General features: G+C 42.7%; 18 protein-coding genes. 15 read left to right on the forward strand and 3 right to left on the reverse strand.

Annotated features, from left to right (window positions below; genetic code table 11):
• Positions 1-108 precede the first annotated feature (108 nt).
• Positions 109-774 (reverse strand): RNA polymerase sigma factor, encoded by a 666-nt coding sequence (locus ACYVAA_RS18860; protein ID WP_460544731.1) that lies wholly within the window; start codon positions 772-774, stop codon positions 109-111.
• Between the two features lie 439 nt (positions 775-1,213).
• On the opposite strand from ACYVAA_RS18860, the gene ACYVAA_RS18865 reads away from it, so the two are divergent.
• From ACYVAA_RS18865 to ACYVAA_RS18875, 3 genes are all read left to right on the forward strand, one after another.
• Positions 1,214-1,915: a lysoplasmalogenase gene (locus tag ACYVAA_RS18865; RefSeq protein ID WP_460544733.1), complete on the forward strand. Its 702-nt coding sequence runs from the start codon at positions 1,214-1,216 to the stop codon at positions 1,913-1,915.
• Between the two features lie 220 nt (positions 1,916-2,135).
• Positions 2,136-2,630: a TlpA family protein disulfide reductase gene (locus ACYVAA_RS18870; RefSeq protein ID WP_460544735.1), complete on the forward strand. Its 495-nt coding sequence runs from the start codon at positions 2,136-2,138 to the stop codon at positions 2,628-2,630.
• A 4-nt stretch (positions 2,631-2,634) separates the two neighbouring features.
• Positions 2,635-3,255 carry a thioredoxin family protein gene (locus tag ACYVAA_RS18875; RefSeq protein ID WP_460544738.1) on the forward strand — a complete coding sequence of 207 codons (621 nt, stop codon included), beginning with the start codon at positions 2,635-2,637 and terminating at the stop codon, positions 3,253-3,255.
• A gap of 86 nt (positions 3,256-3,341) precedes the next feature.
• On the opposite strand, the gene aspS is transcribed toward ACYVAA_RS18875, so the two are convergent.
• On the reverse strand, positions 3,342-5,105 hold the full coding sequence (gene aspS / locus ACYVAA_RS18880; protein WP_460544740.1) for an aspartate--tRNA ligase family protein: 1,764 nt from the start codon (positions 5,103-5,105) through the stop codon (positions 3,342-3,344).
• Between the two features lie 283 nt (positions 5,106-5,388).
• On the opposite strand from aspS, the gene ACYVAA_RS18885 reads away from it, so the two are divergent.
• Positions 5,389-6,678: a M23 family metallopeptidase gene (locus ACYVAA_RS18885; protein ID WP_460544742.1), complete on the forward strand. Its 1,290-nt coding sequence runs from the start codon at positions 5,389-5,391 to the stop codon at positions 6,676-6,678.
• A gap of 782 nt (positions 6,679-7,460) precedes the next feature.
• On the forward strand, positions 7,461-8,894 hold the full coding sequence (locus tag ACYVAA_RS18890; protein ID WP_460544744.1) for an aldehyde dehydrogenase family protein: 1,434 nt from the start codon (positions 7,461-7,463) through the stop codon (positions 8,892-8,894).
• 265 nt (positions 8,895-9,159) lie between these two features.
• Here ACYVAA_RS18890 and ACYVAA_RS18895 read toward each other — a convergent pair whose 3' ends face one another.
• On the reverse strand, positions 9,160-9,648 hold the full coding sequence (locus tag ACYVAA_RS18895; RefSeq protein WP_460544746.1) for a DUF6702 family protein: 489 nt from the start codon (positions 9,646-9,648) through the stop codon (positions 9,160-9,162).
• Positions 9,649-9,826: 178 nt separating this feature from the next.
• Here ACYVAA_RS18895 and ACYVAA_RS18900 point away from each other — a divergent pair, with 178 nt between their 5' ends.
• The 10 genes from ACYVAA_RS18900 to ACYVAA_RS18945 all read left to right on the forward strand — a co-directional run.
• The gene (locus tag ACYVAA_RS18900) at positions 9,827-10,408 is read left to right on the forward strand and encodes a HupE/UreJ family protein (RefSeq protein WP_460544748.1); all 582 of its coding nucleotides are present in this window, start codon (positions 9,827-9,829) and stop codon (positions 10,406-10,408) included.
• A gap of 92 nt (positions 10,409-10,500) precedes the next feature.
• Positions 10,501-12,834 (forward strand): M1 family metallopeptidase, encoded by a 2,334-nt coding sequence (locus tag ACYVAA_RS18905; RefSeq protein WP_460544751.1) that lies wholly within the window; start codon positions 10,501-10,503, stop codon positions 12,832-12,834.
• A 517-nt stretch (positions 12,835-13,351) separates the two neighbouring features.
• Positions 13,352-13,762, forward strand: coding sequence for a VOC family protein (locus ACYVAA_RS18910; RefSeq protein WP_460544753.1), 411 nt, complete (start codon positions 13,352-13,354; stop codon positions 13,760-13,762).
• A 9-nt stretch (positions 13,763-13,771) separates the two neighbouring features.
• Entirely contained in the window at positions 13,772-14,299 is a 528-nt protein-coding gene (locus ACYVAA_RS18915) for a DinB family protein (RefSeq protein WP_460544755.1), read from the forward strand.
• Between the two features lie 57 nt (positions 14,300-14,356).
• A complete protein-coding gene (locus tag ACYVAA_RS18920; protein ID WP_460544757.1) occupies positions 14,357-14,737 on the forward strand; it encodes a VOC family protein in 381 nt (126 codons plus the stop codon).
• Between the two features lie 861 nt (positions 14,738-15,598).
• Positions 15,599-16,060 carry a hypothetical protein gene (locus tag ACYVAA_RS18925; RefSeq protein ID WP_460544759.1) on the forward strand — a complete coding sequence of 154 codons (462 nt, stop codon included), beginning with the start codon at positions 15,599-15,601 and terminating at the stop codon, positions 16,058-16,060.
• Between the two features lie 311 nt (positions 16,061-16,371).
• Positions 16,372-17,667, forward strand: coding sequence for a site-specific integrase (locus ACYVAA_RS18930; RefSeq protein WP_460544761.1), 1,296 nt, complete (start codon positions 16,372-16,374; stop codon positions 17,665-17,667).
• Positions 17,668-17,903: 236 nt separating this feature from the next.
• Positions 17,904-18,131 carry a DUF3853 family protein gene (locus tag ACYVAA_RS18935; protein WP_460544763.1) on the forward strand — a complete coding sequence of 76 codons (228 nt, stop codon included), beginning with the start codon at positions 17,904-17,906 and terminating at the stop codon, positions 18,129-18,131.
• Positions 18,132-18,181: 50 nt separating this feature from the next.
• Positions 18,182-18,418: a helix-turn-helix domain-containing protein gene (locus tag ACYVAA_RS18940; protein ID WP_460544767.1), complete on the forward strand. Its 237-nt coding sequence runs from the start codon at positions 18,182-18,184 to the stop codon at positions 18,416-18,418.
• Positions 18,419-18,421: 3 nt separating this feature from the next.
• The coding region (locus ACYVAA_RS18945; RefSeq protein ID WP_460544765.1) for a hypothetical protein at positions 18,422-18,798 on the forward strand (377 nt) is incomplete at its 3' end.

Genomic DNA, 18,798 nt, shown 5'->3' on the forward strand with positions numbered 1-18,798 from the left:
AAAGTATCGGAAAATCATGCTTAATATTGTACCTTAATGTGCTTGTTACTGGCTTATGTTGGTTTTGTAGAATGGCCTTGTTTTCGGGTTGAGCATGGCCTCAGCCTTTCATTGGCCGGAATATTCTGAAAATAGTGCCAAAAGGCAGACAACAAAATACTTTCTCAAATGGGCCAGGCCTCTGTAAACCAACCTTCTTGCCGAGGAAACATGTGAAAACTCAAAAATACCGGCTATCTCCTCATAACTCAAACCTTCATAATAAAAGTAATATATCGCTTCTCTTTCCCTGGGATCCAGCAAACTCAAGGCTTCACTTAACCTGCAAAGCTGCTCCCTTTCGATCTGTTGGTTGATATAAACGGTTTCATGAGAAAGTTCTACAGGAAACCTTTTAAAATCAAAGACCTCCTCTTGGACAAGCTCAAGCTTTCCTTTTTTCATCTCAGCGAGGATTCTCCTCTTGAAAGCCTTGAATAAATAGGGTTTGATCGCATCGGTAGCTCCTAGCTTTTCCCTTTTTTGCCTCAGGTAAATAAAAAAATCCTGTAAACTGTCCTTGACCAGAGCATGGTCTGGTGTCATTTGGCAGCCAAAATTATAGAGAACATTCGCATATTGCTTATAAATGCTGATAAAGGCATTTTCATCCCCCCTTCTAAACGAATCCCAAATCTCCACATCCGGCTTTGATCCGGATGAATCGCCATGATTTATTGGGGCTTTTTCGGTGAATATATCGGTTATTTCATCCTTCCTTTTAGACAGAAACATATTAAGGAATTTGAGTTTATCACCTTAATTTTCAACTCTTTTCAACCAAAATCATCCTGTGCTTACCTGTCCGTCACAATCCCTCATTAATTTTCTGGTGGTAAAATCCTTCCCTAAATCACCTGTTCCGTCTGGCCGGAAGGCAAGGTAAACCATTAACCAAACCTGCCTTGCGGAAGCAGTAATGGTTAATCGCGTACAAGGATGTTAACTTTCATCTCAGTCTTCTTCAAAAAAATAATTCTCGCCGATGGAAATAACAGCAGTTTACAACAAGCCTTAAGATTTGTATTTTTTTATTATCTTCAAAACTTACTGATTTTAACCTGTCAAAATCACCCTGTGATACGGTAAACCAAAAAACAGTAGTGAGTTTATCTTTCCCAAATAAAATTATTTAACCGAGGAAATATTCCTCAACCACACCACCATCATCCACATGCAACGAAAAGGAATTGGCTGGCTATATGCCTATTTATTTGCAGGACTGTCTGACATAGTCATGATTATCAGAGAAGAGCCCGAGCACCGTTTTTTCACAAAACCTTTCATTTTGCTCTCCCTGACTGTCTTTTTTTTAACGACCACCACTGGCATCAAGAATACTTTGCTGCGGAAATGTGTTGGGGCTGCCCTCATTTTTTCCTTGGCCGGGGATATCCTCTTGCTGTTTCCAAGCCTCTTTCTTTATGGTTTGGGGGCCTTTTTCATCGCCATAGCCTGCTATACCGTTGCCTTTAAATTAACGCAAAACCATCAAATCAATCTTCGGAACATCAATTTCCTGAAGCTATTTATCTATAACCTTCCCATATACATCATGGCTGCCTTTGTTTATTTTTTGATCAATGATAGCTTACAACAGCTAAAGACTCCGGTCGTCCTCTATATTTTGGCCATGGTAATGATGGTCTCCATTGCCCGGGAGCGTTATCAGCGCACCAACCTGATCAGCTTTATCCAAGTCTTTCTCGGTGCCTTGCTTTTCATGATCTCTGATAGCCTGCTGGCATTGGACCTGTTTTTTGAACCGATTCCCAGTGGGGACGTACTGGTGATGGGCACTTATATCTTGGCCCAGCTACTGATCGTAATGGGAATTAGAAGCCATTTGGTACTCAGCCCTACTGCAAGTAAATGATTCAATGTGAGCAGGGCGAAAGGACAATGGAAGTGTCAATCCGTCTAGATATAATGACCATTAGTGGTTGATTTTGGCTTTTCTCTCAGTACAAGGGCATGAAAAGACCTTACACTTTGACTTTGAACTTAGGGGCTATCAACATTAATACACGGAAAGGCAGAACATAAGGGTAAAAATTTCGTTTTCAGGCATATACACCAAAACAACCCTTACCAAGATGACCCGCTGTATTTATAGCTTTGCCTTTCCAATTTTACTGCTCTTTGGTTATTTATTCCATCATCGTACAGCCAACGAACCAGATTTTAGTATTATAAGCTTTGAGGAGTTTGAAGCAATGACGGCGAAGGAATCAGATAAGCTCCGAATGTATAATTTCTGGGCCACCTGGTGTGCTCCCTGTGTAAAGGAAATGCCTTATTTTGAACAGGCCGGTCTTAGTGACCCCAATTTGGAACTGTATTTCATCTCCCTGGACGACGGAAGATCACCGGAAAGGGTCTCCCGTTTTTTGGAGCGAAAAGCCATAAAATCGCCTGTTTACCTCCTCGATGATATGGATTATAATAAGTGGATAGATAAAGTAAACCCTGATTGGTCGGGGGCAATACCCGCCACCCTCTTTATCCTTCCCAATGGCAACCGTCACTTTCACGAAGGACAGCTGGAACCTGAAGAACTCAACTCCTTGATCAAAAAACTCAAACCCTAAGACCATGAAAACACTCAAGCTACTTATCATCGTACTGCTGGCCCTCGGGGTCAATTATGGAATCATTGCCCAAACAAATGGCTACAATATTGGAGATACGGCCAGGGACTTTGAGCTACCAAACGTGGATGGAAATCAAGTTTCCCTCAGTGGCATGGACCAGGCTAAAGGCGCAATCATCATCTTCTCCTGCAATACCTGCCCGGTGGTGAAGGCTTACGAAGACCGAATGATCAGCCTACATGAAAAGTATGCCCCGAAAGGCTATCCGGTTATCGCCATCAATTCCAACGACCAGCAGGTCAGTCCTGGAGATAGTTTTGAAGCCATGAAAAAGAGGGCAAAGGACAAGAACTTTCCATTCTATTATGTTTACGATAAAAGCCAAGAAGTCATCAAAGATTATGGTGGCACCCGAACACCTCATGTATATCTGCTGAACAAGGAAAATGGAGAGTTCATCGTCAAATACATCGGCGCTATTGACAATAACCAAAGGGACGCCGATGCTGTCACCGAACCTTACCTGGAAAACGCTGTGGAATCGATTTTGCGAGGAGAAAAAATAAGTGTGGAAACAACCAAGGCCATCGGCTGCGGAATCAAATGGTCAAAATCCGAGTAATCGCAATGAGCAGCCTTATAGACTTTTAAACAAATAAAGCAGGTTTTCTTTCGAAAATCTGCTTTATTTGTTTCACGCTATATCGATTAGACTTTTTGCTTTTTCAGTGCCAGCTGAATGCTCAATTCTTCCAATTGCTCATCAGCAATATGACTTGGTGAGTCTATCATCACATCCCTGCCGGAATTGTTTTTCGGGAATGCAATATAATCCCGGATAGAATCGCTTCCTCCGAAGATGGCGCAGAGACGGTCAAAACCAAAGGCAATACCTCCATGTGGCGGAGCCCCATATTCAAAGGCTTCCATCAAGAAGCCAAACTGTTCCTGAGCCTCTTCATCTGTAAAGCCCAAATGTTTGAACATCGTTTTCTGTGTCTCTCGGTCATGAATCCTGATAGATCCCCCGCCGATCTCCACACCATTGATCACAAGATCATATGCATTGGCGCGTACCGCCCCTGGATCTGTATCCAACAAAGGCATATCCTCCTTCTTGGGAGAGGTAAACGGATGGTGCATGGCGTGATACCTGGCAGTTTCCTCATCCCACTCCAATAGCGGGAAGTCCAATACCCACAATGGTTTGAACACATTCTTATCCCTCAGTCCAAGATCAGTGCCCATTTTCAGCCTCAACTCGGACAGTTGTTTCCTGGTGGCGTTCTTATCACCTGAAAGCACCAACATCAGGTCTCCTGGATGCGCTCCCATCAGGTCCGCCCAGGCTTTCAAATCCTCCTGGCTATAGAATTTATCCACTGAAGACTTGAAAGAACCGTCTTCATTACACTTTACATATACAAGTCCTTTGGCTCCGATCTGCGGTCTTTTCACCCAGTCTGTCAAAGCATCTACCTGCTTTCTGGTATAGCTTCCTGCACCGGGGGCACAGATGCCCACGACCAATTCAGCCGCATCGAAAACATTGAAACCTTTGTTTTGGGCCAGCTCATTCAGCTCCACAAATTTCATATCAAACCTCAGGTCAGGCTTGTCGTTGCCATAATATTTCATGGCATCTTCAAAAGTCATTCGTTCCACTTCAGGGAGCTCCACCTTTTTCACTGTGGAGAACAGGTGCTTCACCAACCCCTCAAAGGTTTGAAGTATATCTTCCTGATCCACGAAGGACATTTCGCAGTCTATCTGGGTAAATTCAGGCTGCCTATCGGCCCTCAAATCCTCATCCCTGAAACATTTTACAATCTGGAAATACCGATCAAAGCCACTGACCATCAACAACTGTTTAAATGTCTGTGGTGACTGTGGCAATGCATAGAACTCACCTTGGTTGATACGGCTTGGAACAAGAAAATCCCTCGCTCCTTCCGGAGTGGATTTGATCAGCACCGGAGTTTCCACTTCCATAAAGTCCAACTTGTCCATGAATTTCCTGGTCTCCTGCATCATATGATGGCGCAGTTGAAGCTTTTCACGGACCACATTTCTTCTCAAATCCAGGTAGCGGTATTTCATCCGGAGCTCTTCCCCTCCATCTGTTTCATCTTCGATCACAAAAGGAGGCACTTTAGAAGCATTCAGCACTTCCAGAATAGAAGTCTTCACTTCAATATCCCCGGTAGGGATCTTGTTGTTCTTGGAAGTTCTTTCGATGACCTCACCCCTTGCTTGGATGACAAATTCACGTCCCAATGAAGCGGCCTTATCCAGCAATGCCTGATCACAGGCCCCCTCTTCAAAAATCAGTTGGGTCACACCATATCTGTCCCTTAAGTCCACCCATACCAATCCGCCTTTGTTACGGACGCGCTGTACCCAACCGGAAAGTGTCACTCCCTTGCCCACATCCTCTAAACGCAACTCTCCACAAGTATGTGTTCTTAGCATATTTCTAATTTTTTGTTCGATACCAATCGCCAAAGATAATAATTCACAGCACAGTTTACTATTCTGATAATCAGTATCCGCTTATTTTTATCTTCTTTTTTCAAAAGCCAATAAAAAATAACGACATTTGGCATACCTAAAGCCAATAGTATTTCGTTGATTTAGAGAAAATTTACTTTTGCCGGAAGAAAGCATTCGTAAATCACCAAAATCTATTGTATTTTGAATGAAACTTAATTTTATTACTTATTAAAATATAAATTGCCAAAATCGTAATCAGGGAATGAAGAAAACATGGATCGCAGCAACGACCGCCTTGCTGCTAACGGCTGGAGCTTATGGATTTTACAACTATCAACTCCAACCGAATAGTGAAGGAGAGAACGAGGAAATTTCGGTCATAGAAGAGGAGGCCGAAGTCATTGAAGAGGAAAACTTACTTTATGGAATAGACGTAAACGAGCTGGATATTGTGGAAGGCGTTGTGGGCAGAAACCAAACATTGTCCACCATCCTGGCCCCTTTTAATGTCCCCTACCAGATCATTGACCAGATCGCCAAAAAATCCAGGGATATCTTTGATGTCCGAAAAATCGCCTTTAACAAAAAATACACCGTCCTAAAAGCCAGAGACAGCACCTCCACAGCGGAGTTTTTTATCTACGAACCCAATGCTGCTGAATTTGTTGTTTACAAGCTTGACGGCAACGATATTTATAAGGAAGAAAAGCCGGTAGAACTTCGAAAAAGAGAAGTTGCAGGTCAGATCACCTCATCATTGTACGTCAATATGACCGAACAGGGCATCACCCCGGACATGATTGACCAATTCGCCGACCTGTATGGCTGGAGTGTTGATTTCCAGCGCCTGCAAAAAGGGGACAAATACAAAGTAGTTTACAACGAGCGCGTAGTTGAAGGCAATGTCGTCGGCGTAGACGATATCCAGGTGGCTTATTTTGAGCATATGGGAGAGCCTTACCACGCCATTCCATTTGAGCAAAACGGCCAGATTGCCTTCTTTGACATTGAAGGGAACAGCTTTAAGAAGGAGTTTCTCCGTGACCCCGTCAAGTTTACAAGGATCAGTTCCCGCTATAACCTCCGGAGATACCACCCTGTACAGAAAAGGTACAAGCCACATTTAGGCACCGATTATGCAGCCCCTAGGGGTACGGAAATCCGTGCGGTGGGTGACGGAACCATCATTGCTGCCAGCTATACCCGGGGAAATGGAAACTATGTAAAGGTAAAACACAACGGCACTTACACCACCCAATACCTGCACATGTCTAAAATCGCCGGTGGAATCAGAAATGGCGTGAGGGTAAAACAAGGACAGGTTATTGGCTATGTAGGCAGTACAGGCCTAGCCACTGGTCCGCACCTCTGCTTTAGATTTTGGAAACACGGAAAGCAGGTGGATTGGCTGAAAGAGGAAATCCCACCATCTGACCCCATTTCCAAGGAAAACAGAATGGCCTTTGAACGGACAAAATCTGAAAAACTTGAGCAACTGGCTGCCATTCCTTATGAAAGCAAGCCTGAAGATAAATTGCTTACATCAAGATAATAAAAGACTGCTTTCTCTTTCCCTTATAACACTATAGACGGTCTTTAAGGGAAGAGTTGATCAAGCCAACACATTGGGTAAAGCCGTTTAATATTCTCCGAACCGAGAATATTTAACGGCTTTACTTTTTTTAACGTCAGCCTAGAAACCATCTTTACTGAAATCATCCACCTCTTCCCTAAATACTGTTAAGTAAACCACAGATTAAAAGAGGTAAAATAACACATCTGTGTTTATCTGTATCCATCTGTGGTTATTATCCCTTTTAACTTAAGAGCATCATAAAGAGTCTGTCTCAGATGTAAATTCCCCTGAGTCTTACACAGATAATATTTTGTTGTAAGCTGTCAGTCAGTGGAGAAAGGGGCGAACTTATAATAGCCTGGGGTGGCAACCCCAGGCAAAAGCGCCATGTTAGGGTCCGGTTTTGGCCGGATTAATATCAATAGAGCATACAACTTTCCGCCAAAACCCTTAGAATTTCAATTGCGGAATCTATCCAAGATAATGTCTATGATTACATCATCGCAAGCGATTAGAAATCCTATACCCATGGAATATTGGGTAACCAGATTCCGATCATGACTTATGAGACAGCCTCCTTTTAAAGCATCTTTTTTGCTGTGGGAATACTAAAAATAATCTAAATATTTGCTGTTATACCAGTGGGCCGATATAAAGAGGCAACCTGAGATGCAGCAAATTCAATCACAAAGAACCTGCAGTGTTCGGTGAGCTCTGCGGAATTTTCCTATCTTGTAATAAACCAAAACTCCAGGGTCATGGGCGCACTCAACCATTCAACAGAACTCTCTGAAACTTTTTCTTTGCAGCGAAAAAAATCAATACAGCTAAGGAACAGTTCATGTGATTACCGTATCAGAAAGCTCCTTATCCTAAAAGAGTGGATTAAGACCAATGCAGGCGAAATTGAAAAAGCCATCTACGCTGATTTCAGAAAGGCTGCTGCTGAAGTAGCGGTAACGGAGACCGGTTATGTGCTCATGGAAATCAACCTGGCCGTTCAAAACCTTAAAAAGTGGATGGCTCCAAAGAAAGCCTCAACACCTTTCTACCTTTTAGGCACAAAATCCCAAGTTCACTACGAACCCAAGGGAACTGTCCTGATCATTTCCCCCTGGAACTTCCCTTTTAATTTAAGTATAGGCCCACTTGTATCGGCCATCGCTGCAGGCTGCACAGCCTTCCTAAAGCCTTCGGAATTGACTCCCCACAGTGCAGCCCTGATAAGAAGGATGGCCGCTGAAATTTTCACCAAAGAAGAGGTGGCCGTTTTTGAGGGAGATGCCACTATGGCCCAAAAATTATTGAGCTTCCCGTTTAACCACATCTATTTTACAGGCAGTCCCTCCAACGGCAAGATGGTGATGTCGGCTGCTGCCCAGCATTTGTCCAGTGTCACTTTAGAACTGGGAGGCAAATCCCCGGTAATAGTAGACAGGGGTTATGACCTTAGAGATGCCGTTCAGAAAATTGCCGTTGGCAAATGGGTAAATTGCGGTCAGACCTGTATCGCTCCGGATTACCTTTTGGTCCATGAGTCGCAAAAAGAGGAACTCATCGAAGCACTTATTGCCCAAGTCAACAAAATGTATCCTTCCGGGAGCAAGGGTCTGGAATCCAACAAAGACTACGGTAGAATAATCAACAGCAAGCACCTGAGAAGACTCCAAAACATGCTTGCAGATGCCCAGACCAAGGGTGCACATGTTTATCATGGCGGCAAGACCCTTTCAGAAGAAAACTTCATGGAACCCACCATTATTTCTGGAATGTCTGAAGATATGCTGCTCATGCAGGAAGAGATTTTTGGCCCCATCCTTCCGGTACTGTCCTACCATAAGCTGGAAGAGGTCAAGGCATTGCTGCACCACAAACCAAAGCCCCTGTCGCTCTACCTTTTCTCCGAAAATGATACAATGATCGAGCAATTTATCAAAGAAACCAGCGCGGGAACTGTGGCCATTAATGACTGTGGCATTCAATACCTTCAAAACGAGCTGCCTTTTGGAGGGATAGGCCAAAGTGGAATGGGCAAGGCTCATGGGCATGCTGGTTTTTTAGCCTTCAGCAATGAAAAAGCCGTGATTCAACAGCGCATAGGCAAATCGCTGCCCAAGCTATTATACCCGCCCTATGATTTCAAAACAAGCAAAATCTCCAGCGGCCTCTTGGGCTGGCTGCTAAGAAATTAGGCTATCCCCAATGGTTTTGGAGAAAAGTTTGGTTAATGGTTAAGCGGTTAATTCTTGGAGTTATTAACCGCTTAATTGATTTTTTTCTATGAGAATGGAAAGGGACAAATAAAAAATACCATTGAAAAAGCATCAAATAATAATACATCTGCACTGATCAGCGAGTTCAGCAGGAAACTGTTTACGCTCCTTAAAGCTATGGGTATTATTCAGAGAGATCACTTACTTTTCCAGCATCCCTACTACCCAGTAAAGTCATCAGCAACTAAAACCCAAGGTTTCCTTCCTCATGGTCCTTGTACAGGATCAGGGTTTTGGCTTTTTCCCCTACATAAAAATTGACCATATTTTGTTGGTCTTGGAAATCACTGATCAAAACCGCATTTTTTACCTTCACTGTTTTTGGTTTGGGAACATTCTTCGCCTCCAAATAAAACCATGCAGCATCCTCTTCAATTTCGTAGCCAATATAATCCAGTGAAACCGCTTGCCCATTGACCGTAAAAGCGTTCTTCTCTAAAAAATAATCTTTGATCAGTTTTTCCAATTCCTCTGGCGCATCGGGGTTCAAGAAATCCAGTGTTTTGCCCGCCTTATTGCCCAGTGCCACTTCCAGATCATCCCAAAATATCTTTTGTGCCACCTCCAAGCTCCCTGTCTTTGGATTGTAATTGACATCGGTCACACTGATGTAAAAAGGATGCAAAACGACCATCCATCCCAAGATCAAAGTAACTATGTAATTATATAGCATTTGCGTATTGATTTCTTAAATTTGTGCAAATTTAGCATTAATATTACAAGACTGTTTTTCTAACCCAAATTAAAACTAAGCCCAAGCCCTTCGTGAATCATGTACGGGGTGGTTAGTTTTCTTTCAGAAACCTGACTCCTCAAGGGTTTTTCATGCAAAAGGACAAACGAAAAGTTAAATGAATCAGTTTCAAGCGTATTTCAATTTAGGCATGGAGCATATCCTTGACCTAAAAGGTTTTGACCATATATTATTTGTTGTTGCATTGTGCGCGGTCTATCTGCTGAGGGACTGGAAAAAAATATTGATCTTGGTGACCGCTTTTACCATTGGCCACTCCATCACCTTGGCCCTGGCTACCTTGAAGATCTTCACCCTCAATTCCAGCTTGGTTGAGTTCCTTATTCCGGTGACCATTGCCGTTACGGCTTTCTTCAATATCCTGAGACCCCGACCCTCCAATGGCAGCGGTATCCAGGCAAATTACTTCTTTGCCCTTTTCTTTGGCTTGATCCATGGATTGGGTTTTTCCAACTATCTCAGGTCTTTGCTTGGTAAGGAAAACTCTATTTGGGAACCCCTCTTGGCTTTCAACTTGGGGCTTGAAGTAGGACAATTGGTCATCGTGGGTGTTTTCACCCTGATATCATCCATTGCGATCGGCATCCTCAGTGCAAACAGAAAAGAATGGGCCCTGGTGATCTCATCTGTGGTGCTTGGCATGGCGGTAATGATGGTCCTGAGTGCCAAATACTGGTAATACACTAATTGACCCAAATAAACTGACCTGAGCTGCCGGATACAGGTTCGGCAAGCTGAGCGACTTGTTCCAAATAAACTCCAATTAGAGATATGAAAAGAATTATTTACTTTCTCGCGTTACATTTTCTTGCTTTAGGCGCCGTCCTGGCCCAGCAAAGTGAGCAAAACCATGCAGAGCGGTTTGAGCAGCTGGGAAGCCTTCTTCGTTCCCCCAATGTATACCGAACTGCTTCAGGAGCCCCCGGACACCTTTATTGGCAGCAACAGGCCAACTATGAAATCTCCGTGGAGCTGGACGACGAGAACCAAAGCATCAAAGGTTCTGAAAAAGTAACCTATATCAACAACTCTCCGGATGCCCTGAGCTATCTGTGGATACAGCTAGACCAAAATCAAAGGGCCAAGGATGCCGATAACCAAAAAGCTGCTACCAGCAAAATCTATGAGCGTATGTCGCTACGCCAGCTGGAATCCATTTTATGGCATGACCAGGATTTGGGCTATAAAATCCACAGCGTGAAAGACAGCGAAGGCAAAGATATCCCTGTGGCCATCAACCAAACCATGATGAGAGTGGACCTGCCACAGCCTCTTGAGCCGGGAAAACAACTTGAGTTTACCGTAGATTGGAGCTTTAATATCCACGACAGAACCAGCTTTATCGGCGGCAGACCCGGCTACGAATACTTTGAAGAAGACGGCAACTACCTCTACACCATGGCCGAATGGTTTCCGCGCATGGCTGTTTACTCTGATTTTCAAGGCTGGCAAAACAAGCAGTTCTATGGAAGCGGGGAGTTTGCCCTGACATTTGGCAACTATAAGGTAAGCATTACCGCTCCTGCGGACCACATGGTAGGCGCCACCGGTGTACTACAAAACCCGGACGAGGTGCTCAGCACCTCTGAACTTGAGCGTTGGGAAAAGGCGAAGGAAACCTTTGACCAGCCCGTGATTATCCGAAGCCAGAGCGAGGCTGAAAAACTTGAAAAAAGCAAAGCCAGCGGTAAAAAGACCTGGGTATTTGAAGCGGAAAACGTCAGGGATTTTGCATGGACCTCTTCCAAAAAATTCATTTGGGACGCCATGGCGGTAAACGTAGGCAGCAAAAACGTGATGGCCATGTCCTACTACCCCAAGGAGGGCAATCCGCTTTGGGAGCAATATTCCACCAAAGTGGTCGCGCATACCTTGAAATCCTATTCCGCCCGGACCTTTGACTACCCTTACCCGACGGCCATTTCTGTGGAAGCGGCCAACGGCATGGAATACCCCATGATCTGCTTCAATTACGGGCGACCTGATAAGGATGGCACGTACTCTGAGGCCATCAAAAACGGAATGATCTCGGTCATCATCCATGAGGTAGGGCATAATTTCTTCCCGATGATTGTTAATTCTGACGAACGTCAATGGACCTGGATGGACGAAGGACTGAATACTTTTATGCAGTTTTTGGCCGAACAGGAATGGGACAGGAACTACCCTTCCAGAAGAGGCCCTGCCCATAAGATCGTCGATTATATGAAAGGCGAGAAGCAATACCTGGAACCCATCATGACCAACTCCGAAAACATCATTCAATTCGGAGCAAATGCCTATGCCAAGCCGGCCACAGCATTGAACATCCTGAGGGAAACGGTAATGGGAAGAGAGCTGTTTGATTTTGCCTTTAAACAATATGCCCAAAGGTGGAAATTCAAGCATCCTACGCCTGCGGATTTCTTTAGAACCATGGAAGATGCTTCGGCAGTGGACCTGGATTGGTTTTGGCGCGGCTGGTTCTATGAAACCGAGCCGGTCGATCTGGCCATATCCGATGTGAAATGGTATAAACTTGACAACAGAACCCCGGCTGAAAAGAAGAATAAAGAGGCGGAAGATTACGACAAATACGAAAGCTACCTCAGCCGAACAGTCAATAAGCAGGACATCGCTGAGACGGTTATTGAAAAAGACCCAAGCACGCGTGATTTCTACAATAGCTATAACAAATTCACTGTCAGTCCTAGCGAAGAAGAAGCCCATAAGGAATTTGTTGCCGGCCTCACCGATAAGGAAAGGCAGTTGTTCAACAGTGGCCTCAACTATTACGAACTGACCTTTAAGAATGTAGGGGGCTTGGTCATGCCATTGATCATTCAGTTCAATTACATCGATGGAACCTCGGAGATCGAAAGAATCCCCGCTTATATCTGGAGGAAAAACGAGACCGAGGTAACCAAAGTCTTCCCTAAGGAAAAAGAGATTGAATCCATTGTTTTGGACCCTCTTCGGGAAACGGCTGATATCGACGAGGAAAACAATTATTTCCCAAGAAGACATCTTCCTTCCCGCTTTGAAATGTTTAAAAGAGAAAGTGGCCCTAGAGGAGCTGCTTCGGGCAGTAACCCCATGAAGGAGGCTAAGAAAAAGAAGAAATAAATTTTGACCACACAAAGAGACAGCTTTTCGCTGTCTCTTTGTGTTTAACGCCTATTGAAATTTCTTTGCCTTGTTTCTCCTGATACACACCCTGGTCTTTTGAAAACTTTTTAGGTTAGTTGATCATGATAATAAATACGATCGATACAGTACTTGGGCTCACAAGTGCATAGCGGCTGAGTCTACTGAATGGTCACTGAGCTTGTCGAATGGTCACTGAGCCTGCCGAAGTGCACTTCATTTCCGACCTACAGTCACCGGCACCAGGCAGCTTTGAGCAGTCATCTCTTTTGGGGTATCTAAAAAGATGTCCACTGTTTGTTCAAATCACTAAATACTTTTCGGACAAGCTTTCCCATTCCTGAATAATCCCTGCCTAAAATCAAAAAAACGACTTTTTTTGCTTACATTCTAAGTATTATTCATTGTCGGGATTTCCCCCTTATTACGACGTATTTACCCACCTACAAAAAGGTTATTGTACACTAAGTTTGTAATGAACCAAAACCCAAACACTATGCCTTCTAAAATTTTCGTCAACTTGCCCGTCAAAGACTTAGCAAAGTCCATGGACTTTTTCAAGCATCTAGGTTTCAGCTTCAACCTTCAGTTTACGGATGAAAAAGCAGCCTGCCTGGTCATCAATGATGGCAGCATTTATGCCATGCTCCTTACTGAACCCTTCTTCAAGGGTTTTACAAAAAAAGCCATTGCAGATGCCACCAAGACCACCGAAGTACTGATCGCCCTGGACATGGAAAGCAAGGACGCGGTAAATGAGATTGTCTCCAAAGCACTGGAAGCCGGAGGGAGCACTTATTCAGACCCCATGGATCATGGATGGATGTACCAACATGCCTTTGCCGATCCCGACGGTCACCAATGGGAAGTCATGTTTATGGATGAAAGTGCCCTTCCGAACCAATAACTTCATCTAATGGTCAATCCCAACAAGGAGGTTTTTAAGGAATTCAGGGAAATCAGTAACAAGCTGATTTCCTTGCTTAGCCCACTTACTACCACCCAACTCAATCAGTGCCCCTTTCACGGGAGCTGGTCGGCCGGGCAGGTAGGTGACCATCTCTACAAATCCTACGGTGTAGTATACGCGCTTGGAGGTACCATCCAAAAGACCAAAAGAATACCAGACAGTAAGGTATGGGATATCAAAAATACCTTCCTTGATTTCTCCATAAAAATGGAATCCCCTGTTCATATTTCACCTGAAACGGGAAGTATTAAAAAGGAAGTTCTCATTCAAGGACTGGAAGAAAGAATTTCAAAATTTCTGACCTTTCAAAACAAGGACCTTACGGAAGAGTGTCTGGATTTTATCATCCCGGAATTTGGGTCATTTACACGCTTAGAATGGATATGGTTTACCATCTTTCATAGCTATAGGCATATTTATCAATTGGAGAGGATCATCACCAAAATCGACAAAAAAGCAATCAGCTCTCTCTAATCGAGTGTATTTAACCCCTAAAATCAGTATCTTAAGGAAAACAAAACCCTAATGACCATGTTAGCATCCAGCAAAGCTTTTAGCAGTTTTTCCGTGAACAATTTATCCACCGCCAAAACCTTCTATTCAGAGAAATTAGGACTGAAGGTCACTGAGCATCCCATGGGCCTGCTTGAATTGCACACTTCAGGAAACGAACCGATCATCGTCTACCCCAAGCCCGACCATCAACCCGCCGCTTTTACCGTGCTGAACTTTTATGTTCCTGATCTGGAAAAAGTTGTGGATGGACTTATTGCTAAGGGGATTAAGTTCGAGCAGTACAGCGGAGAAATCCAGACCGATCAAAAAGGCATTTCCAGAAGTGAGCACGGCCCCGATATCGCCTGGTTTAAAGATCCGGCAGGGAATATTATTTCGGTTATCAAAAGCAGCTAAAAATCAATCCGTTAAACACACAGAATGTTCATTCTTTCGAAAAAATAATTAGAATTTCCCTTAATGACACCAATAAATTTGGTTCTATAAGATTTGTAGTGGCTAAACATGCTAAAACATCTCGTTACCGATCATCTCTGTTTGGTGGATTGCAGGCATTTTTTTTTGGCATGGCTTTTCAATGCGGAAACGTATTGGCGGAAAGGGGCTGGCATTGTATTGAGTTTTGGCGGCTAATGTTTTTAGCTGTTGTTCGCATGGTCCCTAGGCTTCCCCTCCCCTGTCGGTTTACCTGCTTGGGCAGACTGGCCCGTGGTTATCCAAATTGCACCCGCCTCGCTTCTCCGATTTCCTGTTTGAATGGTTTCATCCAGCCTTGGAAGGGCTGAATAGAGATAACCCCGGGTGCCAACCCGGGAACAGAAGTGGCTTTCATAGTCGCTTTAGCCGCGTTTCCTTTAAATTGTGAAAGTTAATTCCCTGCCGATGGCTATCGGCACCAGGCCTCTTTGATCATCCATACGCTTAGATTAACTCAAATACTTAAATTCGATTCCCCACAGTATTCCATATAAATCCGTAAATTTATTTCTTACAGCCTCCCCGCCGGATGAGGATATTCCATGAAATTGAAAAAATTTCCCTTGGATTTCTGTGCATTATCCGCCACTGCAGACAAGTTGTGAGAGACGATTTGCTAATTTATAGCTACTAGCGGATTTGCATAAAACAATTTATTTAACGGCATTTATACGCTTAAAGACGGTTGTTAAGTAAATACTATTTTTCAATTATCGAGCATTTGATAAGAATTCACCCATGAAATAAAGTTGTTTATTAAACAACTTTGTATATTGCAGCATGAACATTATCAAAAACATAAGATACTTGGAAGGCCTGATTTCACCTGACCAGCTGGAAAAGCTGAACCATGGAGCAGACTTGTTCAAACGACATGGGCGGATTTACTTCAAGGTTCTGGAAACAAACGAAAAGCATATTACTGTACAAACTATACAAACCAAAAGCCTTGCTGAAAATTACTTGGATAAAAAAGGACTTGTTACAAGAACTAAGGAACTGTTTGCGAAATTCTTTCCTGATAGGGACATAAGGGTTAGACCCGTAGAATATCTCCCACCCTCAGTGGATCAGGTAACCCCTAATTGGTTGCAGAGGAAGCTTGAGGAAAAAGGAATAAACCAACACACCATTGTCGAAATGACCGGGATTGACAAAGGAAACGTATCCTCTTGGATCAGCGGAGCCAAACCCATGAGTCAGCCGGTAAAAGCGATGTTTTATTTTATGCTAAAGGATTAGCATTGAAACGGCTTGTTAAATTCGAAAGTATACTGTTCCTTATTGCTGGAAAGCATATACAGTCTGTCCCAAAATAAAAAAACCGCTTTATAGTTACCTATAAAGCGGTTTTCAGTAGCCTCGACAGGGCTAATTATTAATTAACTATACCATCTGTAATTTTCCTTATTTTTCCGCTTAAAATCAATTAAAAGCCATTTTAATAAGAAAAAGGGATTAAAGGAAAGTAAGCCAAATTAAAAAATACTGTCCCCCATACTGCCCCCCAAATTGAAATAAGTTATATTTGATTATCCAATCAAAATGCAGTTATGGCTGAATTCAATTATTACCTAAGGGATAAGGATAAAGATGGGGATACCCCTATCACACTATTTATTTATTACAACAGCACCAGAATAAAGTACCCTACACTTGAAAAAATCCATCCCAAATTTTGGAATGAAAAAAAACAGCTTGCTAAAGAGGTACAGGCATTCCCCGCTCATAAAGTTTTCAATCACACCCTATCCCATATTAAAGGAACCGCCGAAAAAATATTCAGGCAGCTTAAGCTTAAACTTGAAAGATATCCATTACCCAGGGAGCTTAAGGACCAACTTGATTTGGAGCTTAACAGGGTAGAAAACATAGATTCCAGCACCAATAAGCCATTTACCTTTATTGACCTTTTTGATCGCTTCATTCGTGAAGCTGAAGACGGAACCCGGCTAACGAGCTCAGGAAAAAAATATGATGTACGAACAATTCGAAAATATAAGACTACCAAATCCAAACTTGAAGAGTTTGGAAAAACCTATCACTTGACTTTCGACAACATTGATCAGAACTTTTATACCAAATTTGTTAAATCCCTCAATAAGGACGGGTACAAGATCAACTCAGTTGGCAAACATATAATGGTGATCAAGACTTTTTTAAATTATGCTACGGAGCATGGATACAATAACAACATGTACTTCAAATCCTCAAAATTCAAAGCGCACAACGTGACCGGATTTTCAATTTATTTGAATGAGGATGAACTCAAAAAGATGTACGAAAAAGACCTTTCAAAAATCCCGCATCTTGAACGAGTAAGGGATTTATTCATGGTCGGGGCCTGGACCGGCTTGCGATTCAGTGACTTCACGACCATTAAACCGGAAAACATACAAGACGGATTTTTACATATAAAGACACAGAAAACAGGTGAAAAGGTAATTATTCCCATCCACCCAACAGTTAAGGCTATCATGGCCAAATATGACGGTAAATATCCCAATAGCCTACCCCCACCTATCAGTAATCAGAAAATGAATGAATACATCAAAGATGTAGCTAAAGAAATAGATTGTTTCAAGGTCATTGTAGAGGCAGAACATATAAAGGGAGGCCTTAAAGTAATTGATAATAAACCAAAATGGGAATTCATCAGTACTCATACTGCTAGAAGGAGCTTTGCCACAAACGTTTATAAATCAGGGTTCCCGGCTATTAGCTTAATGAAGATAACGGGGCATCGCACAGAAAGCGCATTTTTGAAATACATTAAGGTGAAGCCTGAGGATGTAGCCGTCCAGCTGGCAGAACATTGGGGAAACACTTTTAAATTCGAGGTAAGCTAAAATCATTTATTTTTAACTACTTTGATGTGTTTTAATTTGTTTTTTGACAAACTATTTTTTACAATTGTTTTACTACTAAACATTTTTTAACTCATTGGGTCAAAGCATTTATAATGCTAAAATAAAGGAGTAAACACGACTACTTTATTTTGACTGAATAGGTTAAAAAAAAATCTGACATGTTATGTAATGCATAACATAAAAATGAAGCCAGATTTTTTTAAACCTATTTCACAATGAAAAACAATTCATCTACTTCTCTATCTTCATGTCCTTCAAACAATTTGAAAGACAGAAATCTAATTTACGGTCTTGAATCCCTAGCTTCTCTATTGGGCTGTTCGATACCGTCTGCTAAAAAGGAAATTGAAAAAGGTAAGATCCCTTACTTCAAGGTAGGCGTTAAATACATTTTTGACAAAGTCGAAGTTTTTAATGCTCTAAGGAAAGGAGGTATAAAATGATTGTCAATCATAACAACCTACCTGAGCATGTGCAGATGCTACTTGAGGAGATGCAGGAACTAAAAAAACTAGTTTCAGGATCAATCCTAAACCGAAGCCAGACACAACAAGAAGATATTTATCTGACTAGGCAAGAAACAGCCAGAAGACTAAGCATTAGCCTACCTACCTTAAACAGCTATTCAAAACGAGGATTCATAAAGTCATATAACATCGGTAATAGGATCCTCTATAAAGAATCTGAAGTGGAGGCAGCATTAACTGAAGTCAAGACAGTAAAGTATTAAGCAATGGCAGGAGTAAAAAAAGCAAAAGCCCCACATGGGCAATCCCGCTGTAAGGCTTTGACTGCTAATGGTGTCCAATCAAATGCAGTTATCAAAGATAACTATCTTCCCGGCAATTTAAAAGAATTGGCCGCGCTAAAAATGATGGAAATACGGGCCAAATACCCCAACGTCCCAGAACATGCCCTTACCAAACCAAAGCCCTATAATGACAGCAAGGCCAACGGGCTTACTGGTTGCATAATCGATGCCATCAATCTATCCGGAGGCCAAGCAGAACGAATAAGCAACACTGGTCGGGTGATCGATAACTCATACACCTACACCGATGTAATTGGCAAAAGAAAGACTATAGGAGGCGTTAAATTCATCCCTGGCAC

The organism is Echinicola sediminis, assembly GCF_054777495.1.

Coding starts and splice junctions, on each gene's coding strand:
- ACYVAA_RS18860 (WP_460544731.1), bottom strand. CDS start 774: ATGTTTCTGTCTAAAAGGAAGGATGAAATAACCGATATATTCACCGAA.
- ACYVAA_RS18865 (WP_460544733.1), top strand. CDS start 1,214: ATGCAACGAAAAGGAATTGGCTGGCTATATGCCTATTTATTTGCAGGA.
- ACYVAA_RS18870 (WP_460544735.1), top strand. CDS start 2,136: ATGACCCGCTGTATTTATAGCTTTGCCTTTCCAATTTTACTGCTCTTT.
- ACYVAA_RS18875 (WP_460544738.1), top strand. CDS start 2,635: ATGAAAACACTCAAGCTACTTATCATCGTACTGCTGGCCCTCGGGGTC.
- aspS (WP_460544740.1), bottom strand. CDS start 5,105: ATGCTAAGAACACATACTTGTGGAGAGTTGCGTTTAGAGGATGTGGGC.
- ACYVAA_RS18885 (WP_460544742.1), top strand. CDS start 5,389: ATGAAGAAAACATGGATCGCAGCAACGACCGCCTTGCTGCTAACGGCT.
- ACYVAA_RS18890 (WP_460544744.1), top strand. CDS start 7,461: ATGGGCGCACTCAACCATTCAACAGAACTCTCTGAAACTTTTTCTTTG.
- ACYVAA_RS18895 (WP_460544746.1), bottom strand. CDS start 9,648: ATGCTATATAATTACATAGTTACTTTGATCTTGGGATGGATGGTCGTT.
- ACYVAA_RS18900 (WP_460544748.1), top strand. CDS start 9,827: ATGAATCAGTTTCAAGCGTATTTCAATTTAGGCATGGAGCATATCCTT.
- ACYVAA_RS18905 (WP_460544751.1), top strand. CDS start 10,501: ATGAAAAGAATTATTTACTTTCTCGCGTTACATTTTCTTGCTTTAGGC.
- ACYVAA_RS18910 (WP_460544753.1), top strand. CDS start 13,352: ATGCCTTCTAAAATTTTCGTCAACTTGCCCGTCAAAGACTTAGCAAAG.
- ACYVAA_RS18915 (WP_460544755.1), top strand. CDS start 13,772: ATGGTCAATCCCAACAAGGAGGTTTTTAAGGAATTCAGGGAAATCAGT.
- ACYVAA_RS18920 (WP_460544757.1), top strand. CDS start 14,357: ATGTTAGCATCCAGCAAAGCTTTTAGCAGTTTTTCCGTGAACAATTTA.
- ACYVAA_RS18925 (WP_460544759.1), top strand. CDS start 15,599: ATGAACATTATCAAAAACATAAGATACTTGGAAGGCCTGATTTCACCT.
- ACYVAA_RS18930 (WP_460544761.1), top strand. CDS start 16,372: ATGGCTGAATTCAATTATTACCTAAGGGATAAGGATAAAGATGGGGAT.
- ACYVAA_RS18935 (WP_460544763.1), top strand. CDS start 17,904: ATGAAAAACAATTCATCTACTTCTCTATCTTCATGTCCTTCAAACAAT.
- ACYVAA_RS18940 (WP_460544767.1), top strand. CDS start 18,182: ATGCAGGAACTAAAAAAACTAGTTTCAGGATCAATCCTAAACCGAAGC.